This window comes from Mycolicibacterium holsaticum DSM 44478 = JCM 12374, from assembly GCF_019645835.1.
GTDB lineage: Bacteria > Actinomycetota > Actinomycetes > Mycobacteriales > Mycobacteriaceae > Mycobacterium > Mycobacterium holsaticum.
This window is the reverse complement of record NZ_CP080998.1, coordinates 4963959-4981550: the sequence shown is the minus strand read 5'-3', so window position 1 is coordinate 4981550 and position 17592 is coordinate 4963959. Positions and strand designations below refer to the sequence as shown.

Below are 17592 nucleotides of genomic sequence, written 5' to 3'. Positions count from 1 at the left end.
CGACCCGGAGTCCAACAGACGTTAGCACAGCAAACTAGAAAAAATGTGCCCACGGGACACTACTTGACTACTGGCAACGGTATTCGCGCACTAAGCGCTCCGCTCAACAGTTCGAGGCCGAAAATCAGTCGCCTTGGGAACGTAACTGCGCGTGACAGGGTTAACACCCAACCGCGTGACAGGGCTCACACCCGCGAAGTATCGTTTACAGATTCTTGCAGAAGCGTCAATTAGTTGGATCTGGAGCACCGGGTGAGCAGCAACCCCTTTGACGACGAAAGCGGAAGCTTCTTCGTATTGGTCAACGACCAAGATCAGCACAGCCTCTGGCCGACCTTCGCTGACGTGCCGGCCGGATGGCGGGTGAGGTACGGCGAAGCGGACCGCGCAGCCTGTCTGGACTACATCGAACAGAACTGGGCCGACGTCCGGCCGAAGGCCCTACGCGAGAGGTTGGGCGTAGGTGGGACAGGCAGTTCGGGGATCTGATGGAACTCGGGGACAACGTGCTGCCGCTGACGCGTGCACAGCTCGACATTTGGCTTGCGGAGGAAACGGGTCACTCCCACACGGACTGGCAGCTGGGTGTGCTTGCCCGCTTCGACGGTGCCATCGATCATGACTTGCTCGGCCGGGCGATTCGTCAGGTGATGCGGGAGGCCGAACCGGCCAGGGCCGCCATCGTCGAAGCCGACGGCCAGGTATTCCAGAAAGTGATCGACGACCCGAACGTCGAAGTGACCTTCCATGACCTGACTGACTCCCCCCACCCGGTGCAGGAAGCCCGTCGGATGGCGCTGGCGATCCAGCGCACGCCAATGCCGTCTGCTGGCCCGCTGTTCAAATTCGCGCTGTTCCAAACCTGGGATGACGAGTTCTACCTGTTCGGGTGCTTCCACCACATCGTCATCGACGGGACCGGAATTACCCTTCTCGCGCATCGGATTGCGACTGTCTACGACGCGATGGTCTCGGGCGCTGCCCTTCCTCCGGCGTTCTTTGGTTCGTTGCAGAACCTGATCGACTGCGAGGCGGACTACGAAGCCTCTCCGGATTATCTGGAAGACGAGGCCTACTGGATCCAGAACCTGCCATCACAGAACGGATCCGGTATTCGGTCGCCTCATACCGCAGCCGAGACCGATCCGGATCAGCCGTTGACGCCGGTTCGACTCGATCCCGTCGTCCTTCGACGGGTTCAAGAACTATCCCAAGAATGGAACGTGCCCCGATCATCGGTGATCACCGCCGCGTGCGCGCTTCTGGTGCGGGGATGGTGCGCTGACGGTTCGGAGGTGGTCCTCGACTTTCCGGTCAGCAGGCGGGTGCGTCCGGAGTCCAAGTCGCTTCCCGGGATGGTGTCGGGAGTCGTGCCGCTGGTGTTGAGGATTTCACCGGATGCCACCGTTGCCGACTTCTGCGCATATGTTGATGCGCGGATACAAGAAGCACTGCAGCATCAGCGGTATCCGGTGCACGCCCTTGAACGCAAGGCCCGACCGCGCGGCACAGAGCAGGACACCCATCGGGTGAGCGTCAACTTCATGCCGTCGGCATTGACGTTGGACTTCAACGGTGTCGAGGCGTCGGCATCCTTCACCAACCCCGGCCAAGTCGGCGACTTTGCGTTGATCTTCTCCGGAGCCGGCGACCAACTCTTCTTCAGCACCGCGGGTAACTGGGGACCGTTCTCGAACTTTGACCTTCCCGAACTGGCCAAACAGCTGGAGCGGGTGTTGGTGGGGTTGGTTGGTGGTTCGGGTCGGCGGGTGTCGTCGGTGGGTGTGTTGGGTGAGGGCGAGTATGCCCAGTTGGCGGGGTGGGGTAATTCGGGGGTGGTGGATCGGCCGGTGTCGGGGGGCCGGTCGATTCCGGGGGTGTTTGCTGGGCGGGTTGCTGATGCTCCTGAGGCGGTGGCGCTGAGTTGTGAGGGTCGTGTGTTGACCTATCGCGAGCTTGATGAGGCTTCGAATCGGTTGGCGCATTTGTTGGTGTCTCGTGGTGTGTCTTGTGGTGATCGGGTGGGGTTGTTGTTGCCGCGTGGTGTTGAGGCGGTGGTGGCGGCTCTCGGGGTCATCAAGGCCGGAGCGGCCTATGTGCCGATTGATCCGTCGGTGCCTGCGGCTCGGGTGGATTTTGTGTTGGGTGATGCTGATCCGGTGGCGGTGGTGACGTCGGCGGTGTTGGCTGATCGTGTTGGGGGCCGAGGTTTTTCGGTGGTGGATGTGGCTGATCCTGGGTTGGTTGATCAGCCGGTGTCGGGGTTGGCTGTGCCTGGTGCTGATGAGGTGGCTTATGTGATTTACACCTCGGGTACGACGGGGGCGCCTAAGGGGGTGGCGGTTGCTCATGGTGGTGTGACGCGGTTGTTGGCGACGTTGGATGCTGAGATGGGTCTGGCGGGGCAGGTGTGGTCGCAGTGTCATTCGTTGGCGTTTGACTATTCGGTGTGGGAGATCTGGGGGGCGTTGTTGTACGGGGGCCAGGTGGTGGTGGTCCCGGATGCGGTGGTGCGTTCGCCGCAGGATTTGTATGCGTTGTTGGTGGCTGAGGGTGTGACGGTGTTGAGTCAGACGCCGTCGGCGTTTTATGCGTTGCAGGGGGTTGAGGAGGTCGGCGCCGGGGGTGGGGAGCTGGCGTTGGGTGCGGTGGTGTTTGGTGGGGAGGCTTTGGAGCCTGCGCGGCTCAAACCGTGGTTGGCTGCGCATCGGGATGGGCCGCGGTTGATCAATATGTATGGCATTACCGAGACCACGGTGCATGCCTCGTTCCGTGAGATCGGCGCGGTCGATGTGGATGGTGGGGCGTTGAGTCCGATCGGGGTGCCGTTGGCCCATTTGGGGTTCTTTGTTCTTGATTCGTGGTTGCGCCCGGTGCCGGTGGGGGTGGCTGGTGAGTTGTATGTGGCCGGTGCGGGGGTGGCCTATGGGTATGTGGGTCGTTCGGGGTTGAGTGCGTCGCGGTTTGTGGCGTGTCCGTTGGGGGCGCCGGGGCAGCGGATGTATCGCACCGGTGATGTGGTGGCCTGGGGTGCTGATGGGCAGTTGCGTTATCTGGGTCGTGCTGATGAGCAGGTCAAGATTCGTGGGTATCGCATTGAGTTGGGTGAGGTGCAGGCGGCGTTGGCCACCGTGGAGGGGGTGGTTCAGGCTGAGGTGATCGTGCGTGAGGACCGCCCGGGGGATAAGCGGTTGGTGGGTTATATCACCGGCAGTGCTGATATTGCGCGGGTGCGCGCGGTGTTGGCGCAGCGGTTGCCCGATTACATGGTGCCTGCGGCGGTGGTGGCGGTGGCGGGGATGCCGTTGACGGTCAACGGGAAACTGGATAAGCGTGCGTTGCCGGCTCCGGAGTATCAGGACAGCGGGTCGTATCGGGGCCCTGGTGATGCGGTTGAGCAGATCCTGGCCGATATCTATGCCCAGGTGTTGGGGCTGGAGCGGGTCGGGGTTGATGACAGTTTCTTTGAGTTGGGCGGGGATTCGATCTTGTCGATGCAGGTGGTCGCGCGTGCCCGCGCGGCCGGGGTGATCTGTCGGCCCCGCGACGTGTTCGTCGAACAAACCGTCGCCCGCCTCGCCCGAACCGCCACCATCACCGACGTCGACGCCGAATCCGACGACGGTGTCGGCCCGGTCATCAGCACCCCGATCATCCGCTGGTTGGAAAGCCACAGGGACGCCGGCAGTCCGGTGGACCACTTCAACCAAACAGTGGTCGTGCAGGCGCCCGCGGGAACCACCGAAGCCGATGTGCTGGTGATGCTGCAGGCGCTGCTGGATCGGCACGCCATGCTGCGGTTGCGTGTCGATGACGACGGGGCCGGCGGATGGTCGCTGACCGTGCCCGAACCCGGTGCCGTCGACGCCGCACACTGCCTGCAGACCGTCGACACCCTCACCGACGAAGCCGTGGTGCGCACGGGATTACGGTTGAACCCGGCCGCTGGGCAGATGGTCAGCGCACTGTGGGTCACCTCCACCCGCCGGCTGCTCGCGATCGTGCACCACCTGGCCATCGACGGCGTGTCCTGGCGCATCCTGCTCGAAGACCTCAACCTCGCCTGGACCCAACACCGCACCGGCCAACCAGTGGTGCTGCCCGAGCCCGGTACGTCGTTCGCCCAGTGGGCCGCGCTGCTCGCCGAGCACGCCCGAGATCCCAAACTCGTTGAGCAGGCCGAAACTTGGCGGCAGATTGCGTCCAGCCCCGCAGCGCTGCCGCCGGTGCGCCCCGAGGCGGACACGTTGAACACCGCGGGAAACCTCGCGGTGAACCTGGATATCGAGACCACCCGGATGCTGCTCGGAGAGGTGCCCGCAGCGTTTCACACCGGGATCAACGAGATCCTGTTGATCGCATTCGGATTGGCACTGGCGGAATTCTTCGGGATATCAGGCGCCCAGGACACGCCCATCTGCATCGACGTCGAGGGACACGGACGCGAGGAGGAACTGGCCGCCGACATCGACCTGTCCCGCACGGTGGGCTGGTTCACCGCCAAATACCCGGTCGCGCTGAACGTCGGTGGATTGGACTGGGCGCAGGTGCGCGCCGGGGACGCCAAGCTGGGCGCACTGATCAAAGCCGCCAAAGAACAACTCCGCGCCCACCCCGACGGCCTCAACTACGGGATCCTTCGTTACCTGAACAGCGAGATCGACTTGGAAGGAGCTGACCCGCCGATCGCGTTCAACTACCTAGGCCGCCAAGGTGTGATGACCGCCGAGGACTCCGGTGACGTGTGGCAGATCTGCTGGGACGGGTTGGCCACCGTCAGCCCGAGCGTGAAGCCGCCCATACCGTTGATGCACACCCTGGAACTCAACGCGGGCACAGTGGACACCGACGCGGGTCCATACCTCTGTGCGATGTGGATGTGGGCGCCCTCGGCACTGAACCACGCGCAGGTTAACCGGTTGAGCCAACTGTGGTTCGACGCGCTCACCGGTATCTGCACCCACGTGCGGGGCGGCGGCGGCGGGCTCACCCCCTCCGACATCGTCGCCGGTCTCAGCCAACAGCAGATCGATGAGCTTCAGCGGCAGTATGCGGATAGCTGATGTTCTGCCGCTAACCCCCCTGCAGCAGGGGTTGCTGTTTCATGCCAGCGCTGCGCAGGCTGGCGACGACACCTATGCAGTACAGCTTGATGTCACGCTGAACGGTCGACTGGATTCCGACCGGCTGCGCGCGGCCGTCCAAACGGTGATCACCCGACATCCCAACGTCGCGGCACGGTTCTCTCAACAGTTCGCCGAGCCGGTGCAGATCCTCGTCACTGAGCCGACGGTGCCGTGGCAGTACGTGGAGATCGATGGTGCCGGCGGCGATGTCGAGGAGCAGATGGCGCGGGTGTGCGCTGAAGAGCGTGCCGCCGTCTGCGATTTGGCTACTCAGCCGCCGTTTCGGGCGGCCTTGATTCGTACTGCTGTTGACCAGTACCGGTTTGTGTTGACCAACCATCACATCGTGCTCGACGGCTGGTCGCTGCCGATCCTGTTGGCCGAGGTGTTCGCCGGTTACTACGGGCAGCGGCTACCGCCGGCCACACCGTACCGCCGCTTCATCAGTTGGCTGGCCGAGCGCGACCTCGACGCCGCACGCTGCGCATGGGCGCAGGCGCTGAACGGTTTCGACACCCCCACTCTGGTGGACCTGTCGGGTAACACAGCCCAGGGTCGGCGAGACGTCGCTTCGTTCGTTGTGGCTGAAGACATCACGAATGCGCTTGGCGATCTGGCGCGTACGTGTCAGACCACGGTCAGCACCGTGCTGCAGGGTGTCTTCGCGCAGGTGTTGATGTCGCTGACCGGTCAGCGCGACGTCGTCTTCGGCACGACGGTTTCGGGGCGCCCCGACGAGGTATTCGGCGCGGACTCGATGGTCGGGCTGATGATCAACACCGTGCCTGTGCGGGCCGCCATCACCGCGGCCACCACCACTGTGGAGTTACTCAATCAGCTGCAAGAGGCCCACAACCAGACTTTTGAGCACCAACATCTTGCGCTGAGCGAGATCCACCGTGTCACCGGCCAGGAGCGGCTGTTCGACACATTTTTCGTCTACGAGAACTACCCGATCGACATCGCGAAGTTGTCTGGCGATGACGGCCTGACCGTTACCGGGTTCACCCACCATGAGAACAACCATTACCCGCTTGCGGTGCAGGCGCTGCCGGGCCGTGAGCTTGGCCTTCGCGTCGAATTCGAGACCGGCGTATTCGACCGGAGCGACATCGAGACGCTGATCGAGCGGTTCAAGCAGGTATTGGTGGCGATGACCGCCGACCCGCAACAGCCGCTGTCGTCAGTCGATGTCCTGGATCGCGCTGAGCGTGCGCGCCTTGACGAGTGGAGCAATCAGGCGGCGTTGGGCCAGCCCGCGCCCGCCCCGACGTCGATTCCGCAAATGTTCGCCACGCAGGCCGCGCGTGCCCCCGACGCGGTGGCACTGACCTGGAGTGAGCGGTCATGGACCTACCGCGAGCTCGACGAGGTGACGAATCGGTTTGCACATCTGCTGGCCGGCCAGGGGATAGGCGCCGGGCAGCGGGTGGCGCTGCTGTTGCCGCGCTCGAGCGACGCGATCGTGTCGATCCTGGCGGTTCTGAAAACAGGTGCCGCGTATGTGCCGATCGACCCGACGGCCCCGACTGCGCGCACGGAACTCGTTCTCGCCGACGCCGCCCCGACGGCCGCCATCACCAACCGCGAACTGTCCGGTCTGCTGGCAGGCCAGGATCTGCACATCATCGACGTCAACGATCCCGCCATCGACACCCAACCCAGCACCGCGCTACCCGCACCGGCGCCCGGTGACGTCGCTTACCTGATCTACACCTCGGGGACCACCGGCATCCCCAAGGGCGTCGCCATCACCCACCACAACGTGACCCGACTCATGGAGGCATTGGACGCCAGTTTCGAACTGGCGGGCCAGGTTTGGTCGCAGTGGCATTCGCTGGCCTTCGACGTCTCGGTGTGCGAGATGTGGGGCGCGCTGTTGTTCGGTGGCCGCTTGGTGGTGGTCTCCGAATCGGTGGCGCGAGCCCCGGAAGAATTCCATGCGCTGCTGGCTAGGGAACACGTCACCGTACTGAGCCAGACACCGTCGGCGTTTTATGCGCTGCAGACCGCCGACGCGCTCCAGCCCGAGCTGGCCAGGCAGCTGAAGCTGCAAGCGGTTATCTTCGCTGGGGAAGCCCTTGAGCCACAGCGCCTTCGGACCTGGCTGGAACACCATCCGGGTGCGCCGCGCTTACTCAACTTGTATGGAACCACCGAGACGACAGTGCACGCCTCGTTCCGGGAGATCGTCGACGGAGACGCCGACAACGATGTCAGTCCGGTCGGCGGCCCCTTGCCCGGCCTTGCTTTCTTCGTATTGGACCAGTGGTTGCGGCCGGCGCCGGTCGGCGTAATCGGTGAGTTGTATGTGGCTGGCGTACAAGCCGGCTTGGGATACTGGCGACGGCCCGGACTGTCGTCGTCGCGGTTCGTGGCGTGTCCCTTCGGGCCGCCAGGTCAGCGCATGTATCGCACAGGCGATCTGGTGTGGTGGGGTGCCGACGGGCACCTGCGGTATGTAGGCCGCGCCGACGAGCAGGTCAAGATCCGCGGCTTCCGCATCGAGTTGGGCGAGGTCCGCGCCGCCCTGGCTGAGCTGGACGGGGTCGAGCAAGCCGTGGTGATCGCCCGTGAGGACCGCCCGGGTGAGAAACGGCTGGTGGGCTATGTCACCCCGGCCGCTGCTGCTCCCCTCGATCCGGCCGCGGCGCGCACCGCGCTGGCGCAGCGACTGCCCGAGTACATGGTCCCGGCGGCCATCATGGTGATCGACGATATGCCGTTGACGGTCAACGGAAAACTCGACAGGCGCGCGCTACCGGCACCGGAGTTCCACGATACCGAGAGTTACCGGGCACCGACGACCGCCGTCGAGGAGATCTTGGCAGGTATCTACGCCAAGGTGCTGGACGTCGAGCGGGTCGGCGTCGATGACTCATTCTTCGACCTCGGCGGGGATTCGCTGTCGGCGATGCGCCTGGTAGCGGCCGTCAATACTGGTCTGGAGTCCGGCCTCTCGGTGCGTGCGTTGTTCGAGGCGCCATCGATCGCCCAACTAGCGGCGCGCATCACCGGCGGCGGCGGCCGGCTCGAACCGCTGACGGCGATGGAGCGGCCCCCGGCCATCCCGTTGTCGTTCTCCCAGAACAGATTGTGGTTCCTCGACCAGCTGCAGGGACCATCGGCCACCTACAACATGGCGGTGGGCCTGCGGATGCAGGGGCACCTGAACGTCGAGGCGCTCGGTGCCGCGCTGGCCGACGTGGTGGGTCGCCACGAGAGCCTTCGCACGATGTTCCCGGCGCCCGACGGGACACCCCGGCAGCTGGTCGTGCCCGCAGAACAAGCCGATTTCGGTTGGGAAGTCGTCGATGCCAGCGGTTGGTCGGAATCAGAACTAGACGATGCGATCGGCGCCGTGGTGCGCCACCCCTTTGACCTGGCGGCCGAAATCCCCTTCCAGTCACGACTTTTCCGCCTCAGCGAGGACGAGCACGTCGCGGTGTCCGTAGCGCACCATATCGCCGCCGACGGCTTATCCATGGCGCCGATGGTGAACGACCTTGGCATGGCCTATGTCTGCCGCTGTGCGGGGCTGGACCCGGTGTGGACCGAATTGCCGGTGCAGTACGTCGACTACACGCTCTGGCAACGCGCACAATTCGGCGACCTGAACGACGAGAACAGCCTGATCGCCGAGCAGTTGGCGTACTGGCAGGCCGCGTTGGCGGGGATGCCCGATCGGCTTCAGTTACCGACGGACCGACCCTATCCACCGGTCGCCGACCAGCGTGGCGCCAGCATCTCGATGACCTGGCCCATCGAACTGCAGGAGCGGATCGCCCAGGTGGCCCGCGAACACAACGCCACCAGTTTCATGGTGGTGCAGGCGGCCCTGGCAGTGCTGCTGGGTAAGCTCAGCGCGAGTTCCGATGTGGCGGTGGGCTTCCCGATCGGCGGACGGCGCGATCCCTCGCTCGACGATTTGATCGGCTTCTTCGTCAACACGCTGGTGTTGCGGGTCGACGTCGGCGGTGATCCCACCGTCGCCGACCTGTTGGCTCAGGTGCGTTCGCGCAGCCTGGCTGCCTACGAGAATCAGGATGTGCCGTTCGAAGTCGTTGTCGAGCGGCTGAACCCGACCCGGTCGCTGACCCATCACCCGCTGGTCCAGGTGATGTTGTCCTGGCGCAGTCTGCCCGCGGAGGCCAGCGATGAGATCGCGGTGGCCCTAGGAGATCTGCAGATCACGCAGATCCCGGTCGACACGCACACGGCCCGAGTGGATCTGGCATTCTCGATGAGCGAAGGCTGGACCCGCGACGGTGGCCCCACCGGGATCGGGGTATTCGCCGAATTCCGGACCGACGTGTTCGACGCGGCCAGCATCGAGTTGATGCTGGAACGGCTGCGCCGGATGTTGGTGGCGATGACCGCCGACCCGGTGCGTCGGCTCTCGTCACTGGATGTGCTCGACGAAGCCGAGCACGCGCGGCTGGACGAGCTGGGCAACCGCGCATTGCTGACCCGCCCTGTGGCCGCGGCAGTTTCCATCCCGGACATTTTCGCCACACAGGTCGCCCGAACTCCCGAGGCGGTGGCGCTTTCCTTCGGCGACCGGTCCATGACCTACCGCCACCTCGATGAGGCGGCCAACCGGCTGGCGCACTTGTTGTCTGGGTACGGGGTGGGTCCAGGGTCCTGTGCCGCGTTACTGCTGACACGTTCGGACCAAGCCGTCGTCGCCATGTTGGCTGTGCTGAAAACCGGGGCGGCCTACCTGGCGATCGACCCGACGCTGCCGGCGGCGCGCATCGAGTTCATGCTGACCGACGCGATGCCAATCGCGGTGCTCACCACCGAGGACCTCAAACCGCGGCTGGACGGGCGCGATATCACGGTCATCGATCTGAACGACCCGGCCATCGAAACCCAGCCCGGCACCCCGCTGCCGGCGCCGGCAGCCGACGACATCGCCTACTTGATCTACACCTCCGGCACCACCGGCACCCCCAAGGGGGTGGCCGTCACCCACGCCAACCTGGCGCACTTGGCCAAGTCGACGCCGACGGACCTACCGACGGAACAGGTTTGGACCCAGTGCCATTCGTACGCATTCGACTTCTCGGTGTGGGAGATCTGGGCGGCGCTGCTGGGCGGCGCGCGGCTGGTTGTGGTGCCCGAGTCCGTCGTCGGCTCACCGGCCGACTTCCACGCCCTGCTGGTCAGCGAACGAGTCAACGTGCTCACCCAGACTCCCTCGGCGGTTGCGGCGCTCTCACCTGACGGCCTTGAGTCGACGGCGTTGCTGCTCGGCGGCGAGGCCTGCACCGCCGAGGTGGTGGACCAGTGGGCACCCGGACGGGTGGTGATCAACGCATACGGCCCCACCGAGGTCACCGTCTACGCGTCGATGAGTGCCCCGCTTTCTGCGGGTTCGGGCGCAGCGCCGATCGGTGCTCCGCCGTCGACGGTGGCGGTGTTCGTCCTCGACGAGCGATTGCGCCCGGTACCCGTGGGTGTCGTCGGTGAACTGTACGTGGCGGGTCGAGGCGTGAGCGTCGGCTACGTCGGCAGGCCCGGGTTGACCGCAGCGCGGTTCGTGGCGTGCCCGTTCGCCGGCGGTGCGACGTTTGGTGCGCGCATGTACCGGACCGGAGACCTGGTGCGCTGGCGTACCGACGGTCAACTGCAGTACCTCGGGCGTGCCGACGAACAGGTCAAGATCCGTGGATACCGCATAGAGCCCGATGAAGTCCGGGCCGCACTCGCCGAATTGGACGGCGTGGAGCAGGCGGTGGTGATTGCCCGCGAAGACAATCCGGGCGACAAGCGGCTGGTCGGTTACATCACCGGAACCGCCGATCCGGCCAAAGCGCGCGTTGCGCTCACCGAGCGGCTGCCCGGCTACATGGTGCCCGCTGCGGTGGTGGCGTTGGCGGAACTGCCATTGACGGTCAACGGAAAACTCGACAGACGAGCCCTGCCGACACCGGAATACACCGCCGGTGATTACCGGGCGCCCACCACCCCCACCGAGGAGATCCTGGCGGGCATCTTCGCCGAGGTGCTCGGGCTTGATCGAGTCGGGATGGATGAATCGTTCTTCGATCTCGGTGGAGATTCGCTGTCAGCGATGCGCCTGGTCGCTGCCGTCAACGCCAGCCTCGATGCCGGCATCTCCGTGCGAACGGTGTTCGAGGCACCCACGGTCGCCCAGTTCGCCCTCCGCATCGGTGAGGGACAGGCACGGCTGGATCCGTTGGTAGCCGCCCAACGGCCTGCCGAGGTGCCGTTGTCGTTCGCCCAGAGTCGGTTGTGGTTCATCGAGCAGCTTCAGGGCCCGTCGGCGACCTACAACATCGCGGTGGCACTGCGCCTGCACGGGCTGCTCGACACCGACGCGTTGGGTGCGGCGTTGACCGATGTGGTCGGCAGGCACGAGAGCCTGCGCACCTTGTTCGTCGCACCCCAAGGCATACCCCGGCAACTGGTGGTGCAGCCCGAAGACGTCGATTTCGGCTGGGACGTCATCGATGCCACCGGCTGGTCTGAACGTCGGCTCAAGGAGACGTTCGACGAGCTGGCACAGGACCCGTTCGACCTTGTCGCCGAAATCCCATTGCGAGCACGGCTTTTCCGCATCACCCACGACGAGCACGTGCTGGTCTCCGTCGTGCACCACATCGCCGCCGACGGTCTGTCGATCACGCCGTTGGTGCGCGATCTGGGTGTCGCGTACGCCAGCCGGTGCGTGGGGCACGACCCCGGCTGGACGGAACTGCCGGTGCAGTACCTCGATTACACGCTGTGGCAGCGCGCGCAGTTCGGTGACTTCGGCGACAGCGAGAGTCCCATCGCCGGGCAGCTGAGCTATTGGGTCGAAGCGCTGGCCGGCCTGCCAGAACACCTGCAACTGCCCACCGACCGGCCCTACCCGCCCGTCGCGGATTACCGCGGCGACAGGGTGTTGTTCGAGTGGCCTGCCGAGCTGCAACAGGCGATCGACCGGTTGGCCCGCGAGCACAACGTCACCAACTTCATGGTGATGCAGGCCGCTCTTGCAGCGCTGCTGGGTAAACTCAGCGCGAGTTCCGATGTGGCGGTGGGCTTCCCGATAGCAGGACGGCGTGACCCCGTGCTCGACGACCTGGTCGGCTTCTTCGTCAACACGCTGGTGTTGCGGGTGGACCTCGGCGGTGATCCCACCGTCGCCGACCTGTTGGCTCAGGTGCGTTCGCGCAGCCTGGCTGCCTACGAGAATCAGGACGTGCCGTTCGAAGTCGTTGTCGAACGACTGAACCCGACCCGGTCGCTGACCCATCACCCGCTGGTCCAGGTGATGGCGTCCTGGCGGAAGCTGCAGGAGGACGGCGAATCCGCCGGGTTGGCGCTGGGCGACGTACAGGTCACCGAGATGCCGCTAGACACCGGGACCGCCCGCGCGGACCTGTCGTTTGGCTTGGCCGAGCGGTGGGCTGCGGAGGGAACGCCTGCCGGCATCACGGGTGAGGTGGAATTCCGCACCGATGTGTTTGACGCCGCCAGCGTAGAAGCGTTGATCGAACGCTTCCGGCGGATGTTGGTGGAGATGACCGCTGATCCGGGCGGCCGGTTGTCGTCGGTGGATGTGTTGGACGCAGCTGAACGCGTTCGCCTCGACGAGTGGAGCAACCGGGCGGTGCTCTGCCAGCCCGCGTCCGCGCCGTTGTCGATTCCCGCGCTGTTCGCTGGTCAGGCCGCCCGCACCCCGGAGGCAGTCGCCGTCAGTTGCGGTGACCGGTCGTGGACGTATCGCGAGCTCGACACGAAGTCGAATCGGTTGGCACATCTGCTGATTGAGCGTGGTGTGTGCCCCGGCCAGAAGGTGGCACTGTTGTTGCCGCGGACCGCCGAGGCCGTGGTGGCGATTCTGGCGGTGGTCAAGGCGGGCGCCGCCTATGTGCCGATCGACCCATCGGTGCCCGCGGCCCGCATCGGGTTCGTACTCGCCGACGCCGCCCCCGTCGCGGCCATAACCACAGCCGAATTGGTCGAACATCTTGGCGGGCACGAGCTCTGCATCGTCGACATCGCAGATCCGGCTATCGATACCCAGCCGGTGTCGGGGTTGGCTGTGCCTGGTGCTGATGAGGTGGCTTATGTGATTTACACCTCGGGTACGACGGGGGCGCCTAAGGGGGTGGCGGTTGCTCATGGTGGTGTGACGCGGTTGTTGGCGACGTTGGATGCTGAGATGGGTCTGGCGGGGCAGGTGTGGTCGCAGTGTCATTCGTTGGCGTTTGACTATTCGGTGTGGGAGATCTGGGGGGCGTTGTTGTACGGGGGCCAGGTGGTGGTGGTCCCGGATGCGGTGGTGCGTTCGCCGCAGGATTTGTATGCGTTGTTGGTGGCTGAGGGTGTGACGGTGTTGAGTCAGACGCCGTCGGCGTTTTATGCGTTGCAGGGGGTTGAGGAGGTCGGCGCCGGGGGTGGGGAGCTGGCGTTGGGTGCGGTGGTGTTTGGTGGGGAGGCTTTGGAGCCTGCGCGGCTCAAACCGTGGGTGGCTGCGCATCGGGATGGGCCGCGGTTGATCAATATGTATGGCATTACCGAGACCACGGTGCATGCCTCGTTCCGTGAGATCGGCGCGGTCGATGTGGATGGTGGGGCGTTGAGTCCGATCGGGGTGCCGTTGGCCCATTTGGGGTTCTTTGTTCTTGATTCGTGGTTGCGCCCGGTGCCGGTGGGGGTGGCTGGTGAGTTGTATGTGGCCGGTGCGGGGGTGGCCTATGGGTATGTGGGTCGTTCGGGGTTGAGTGCGTCGCGGTTTGTGGCGTGTCCGTTGGGGGCGCCGGGGCAGCGGATGTATCGCACCGGTGATGTGGTGGCCTGGGGTGCTGATGGGCAGTTGCGTTATCTGGGTCGTGCTGATGAGCAGGTCAAGATTCGTGGGTATCGCATTGAGTTGGGTGAGGTGCAGGCGGCGTTGGCCACCGTGGAGGGGGTGGTTCAGGCTGAGGTGATCGTGCGTGAGGACCGCCCGGGGGATAAGCGGTTGGTGGGTTATATCACCGGCAGTGCTGATATTGCGCGGGTGCGTGCGGTGTTGGCGCAGCGGTTGCCTGATTACATGGTGCCTGCGGCGGTGGTGGCGGTGGCGGGGATGCCGTTGACGGTCAACGGGAAACTGGATAAGCGTGCGTTGCCGGCTCCGGAGTATCAGGACAGCGGGTCGTATCGGGGCCCTGGTGATGCGGTTGAGCAGATCCTGGCCGATATCTATGCCCAGGTGTTGGGGCTGGAGCGGGTCGGGGTTGATGACAGTTTCTTTGAGTTGGGCGGGGATTCGATCTTGTCGATGCAGGTGGTCGCGCGTGCCCGCGCGGCCGGGGTGATCTGTCGGCCCCGCGACGTGTTCGTCGAACAAACCGTCGCCCGCCTCGCCCGAACCGCCACCATCACAGGCGATTCCGTGGACGAGCAGGATGCGGGGCTGGGCAACGTGCCGATCACGCCGATCATCGGTTGGCTCCGCGACGTCGACGGCCCGACCGATGAGTTCAACCAGACGGTGTTGCTTCAGGCGCCGGTGGGTGTGACAGAGGCTGACGTCGTCGCCGTACTGCAGGCGCTGCTGGATCGGCACGCCATGCTGCGGCTGCGTGTCGATGACGACGGGGCCGGCGGATGGTCGCTGACCGTGCCCGAACCCGGTGCCGTCGACGCCGCACACTGCCTGCAAACCGTCGACACCCTCACCGACGAAGCCGTCGTCGAGGCCCGGTCGCGGTTGAACCCGGCCGCCGGGCAGATGGTCAGCGCACTGTGGGTGACCAACACCCGCCGACTGCTCGCGATCGTGCACCACCTGGCCATCGACGGCGTGTCCTGGCGCATCCTGCTCGAAGACCTCAACCTCGCCTGGACCCAACACCGCACCGGCCAACCAGTGGTGCTGTCGGACACGACGGGCACTTCCTTCCAACGGTGGGCCGCGGTGCTCACCGAGCACGCGCACAACCCCGAAGTCGTTGAACAGGGCCAGGTTTGGCGCGACATCGCGGCGGTGCCTGCGCCGTTGCCTGCGGTGCAACCGGCGATCGACACCTACGCCAATGCCGGCAGCCTGTCGGTGAACCTGGACGTCGAAACCACTCGAATGCTGCTGGGCAAGGTGCCCGCAGCGTTTCACGCCGGAATCAACGACATTCTGTTGATCGCATTCGGACTGGCGCTCGGTGAGTTCCTGGGCGAACTCGACGCCGGCGCTTCCCAGCTCGTGATCGACGTCGAGGGGCACGGACGCGAGGAGGAACTGGCCGCCGACATCGACCTGTCCCGCACGGTGGGCTGGTTCACCACCAAATACCCGGTCGCGCTGAACGTCGGTGAATTGGACTGGGCGCAGGTGCGCGCCGGCGACGCCAAGCTGGGCGCACTGATCAAAGCCGCCAAAGAACAACTCCGCGCCCACCCCGACGGGCTGTCCTACGGAGCGCTGCGGTATCTCAACGATGCCGTCGACCTCCAAGGGCCCGATCCGACCATCGGGTTCAACTATCTGGGCCGGATGGCCGCGGCAGCCACACAGACATCCGGCGATTACTGGGAGATCTGCCCCGACGGGTCCAGCGCGGGCACCGCCGCCGCGATCCCGATGCCGTTGATGCACACCCTGGAACTCAACGCGGGCACGGTGGACACCGACGACGGGCCGCGCCTGCGCGGCGGCTGGACATGGGCCCTGTCTGCGTTGGATCACGTACAAGTCAACCGGCTCAGCGAGCTCTGGTTCGATGCGCTGACCGGTATCTGCACCCACGTGCGCGACGGCGGCGGCGGTCTGAGCCCCTCCGACATCACGCCCGCCCGCCTGGCGCAGCAGCAGATCGACGAACTGTGCCGCGACGCCCAGGTCGCCGACATCTTGCCGTTGACCCCCTTGCAGCAGGGACTCTTGTTCCATGCCGCGGTCGCACACGGCTGCGGTGACGATGTGTATGCCGTGCAGCTGGACGTCACGCTGACGGGTCGCCTGGATCGGCATCGGCTCAACGATGCGGTGCAGGCGGTGGTCACCCGTCACCCCAACCTGGCCGCCCGGTTCTCCTACGCGTTCGACGAGCCAGTGCAGCTGATCGCCGCAGAACCCGAAATCCCCTGGCGCTACCTCGATCTGGCCGGAGACGGACAGGACACCGATGCGCAGATCGCCCACGTGTGCGCAGCCGAGCGCGCCGCGGTCTGCGACCTGACCGAGCAGAGCCCGATCCGGGCGGTGCTGATCCGCACCGGCGCCGACGAGCACCGGTTTGTGTTGACCAACCATCACATCGTGCTCGACGGCTGGTCGCTGCCGATCCTGTTGGCCGAGGTGTTCGCCGGTTACTACGGGCAGCGGCTACCGCCGGCCACACCGTACCGCCGCTTCATCAGTTGGCTGGCCGAGCGCGACCTCGACGCCGCACGCTGCGCATGGGCGCAGGCGCTGAACGGTTTCGACACCCCGACGCTGCTCGGTCCGCCTCACCCGGTGGAACCGGCGAGCCGACGTGTTGCGGCAGTCCGCGTTGCTGAGGACACCACCCGGGCCCTCGGCGAGCTGGCCCGCTCCCGGCAGACCACGGTCAGCACCGTGCTGCAAGGCGCATGGGCGCAGCTGCTGATGTCGGTGACCGGCCGACGCGACGTCGTCTTCGGCTCCGTCGTCTCCGGACGGCCGACCGACGTGGTGGGCGCAGATTCGATGGTCGGGCTTTTGATCAACACGGTGCCGGTGCGGGCCAGCGCCGACGAAACCACGACCACCGTCGACCTCATCGACCAACTCCAGCGCGTCCGCAGCCAGACACTCGAGCACGAACACCTGGGCCTGAACCAGATCCACCGGATCACCGGCCAGCCAAGACTTTTCGACACGGTCTTCGTCTACGAGAACTACCCGACCGACCCAGCCCAGCTGGTCGGCGCCGATGGATTGGCCATCACCGCGCTCGACAACCGCGACTACTATCACTACCCGCTCGCCGTTCAGGCGGTGCCTGGCGACGAACTGGACCTCCGGTTCCAATATCGCGCCGACGTATTCGACAGGGTCGGCATCGAGGCACTGATCGAGCGCTTCCAGCAGGTGTTGGTGGATATGACCGCCGACCCGCACCGGCCACTGTCGGACAGCGGGAACCTCGCACAACCCGACAACACCCAGCCGGTGAGCAAACCCCAAGCGCCGCAACACCACAACGGCAGCGGCGATCGGGGCCCGGCCGACGCCGTCGAACAGGTCCTGGCCGATATCTACGCCCAGGTGCTCAACCTCGACAGCGTCGGCGTTGACGAGTCCTTCTTCGACCTGGGCGGGGACTCGCTCACCGCGATGCGGGCGGTGGCCGCGATCAACGCCGCCTTCGATATCGACGTTTCGCTGCCCACGCTGCTCGCGGCGCCCAGTGTACGAAGCTTGGGCGGCAACCTGAGTTCTCTGCCGGGGGTCCAGATACCCGGCGGGAGATAGCCAAAGATGCGGCGCGGACACTTTCCG

At 65.4% G+C, this 17592-nt stretch carries 3 protein-coding genes; all 3 read left to right on the top strand.

All coding sequences use genetic code 11. The annotated features are described in order from the left end of the window. Positions 1-252: 252 nt before the first annotated feature. Genes K3U96_RS23995 through K3U96_RS23985 form a run of 3 tightly spaced genes read left to right on the top strand, consistent with a single transcriptional unit; the run spans position 253 to position 17565 of the window. Positions 253-489 carry an MbtH family protein gene (locus tag K3U96_RS23995; RefSeq protein ID WP_220693665.1) on the top strand — a complete coding sequence of 79 codons (237 nt, stop codon included), beginning with the start codon at positions 253-255 and terminating at the stop codon, positions 487-489. Then, positions 489-5063 (top strand): non-ribosomal peptide synthetase, encoded by a 4575-nt coding sequence (locus K3U96_RS27235; RefSeq protein WP_220691297.1) that lies wholly within the window; start codon positions 489-491, stop codon positions 5061-5063. Before K3U96_RS23995 ends, K3U96_RS27235 begins: the two co-directional genes overlap by 1 nt. After that, the gene (locus K3U96_RS23985) at positions 5032-17565 is read left to right on the top strand and encodes a non-ribosomal peptide synthetase (RefSeq protein WP_220691296.1); all 12534 of its coding nucleotides are present in this window, start codon (positions 5032-5034) and stop codon (positions 17563-17565) included. Before K3U96_RS27235 ends, K3U96_RS23985 begins: the two co-directional genes overlap by 32 nt. The last annotated feature ends 27 nt before the right edge of the window (positions 17566-17592 follow it).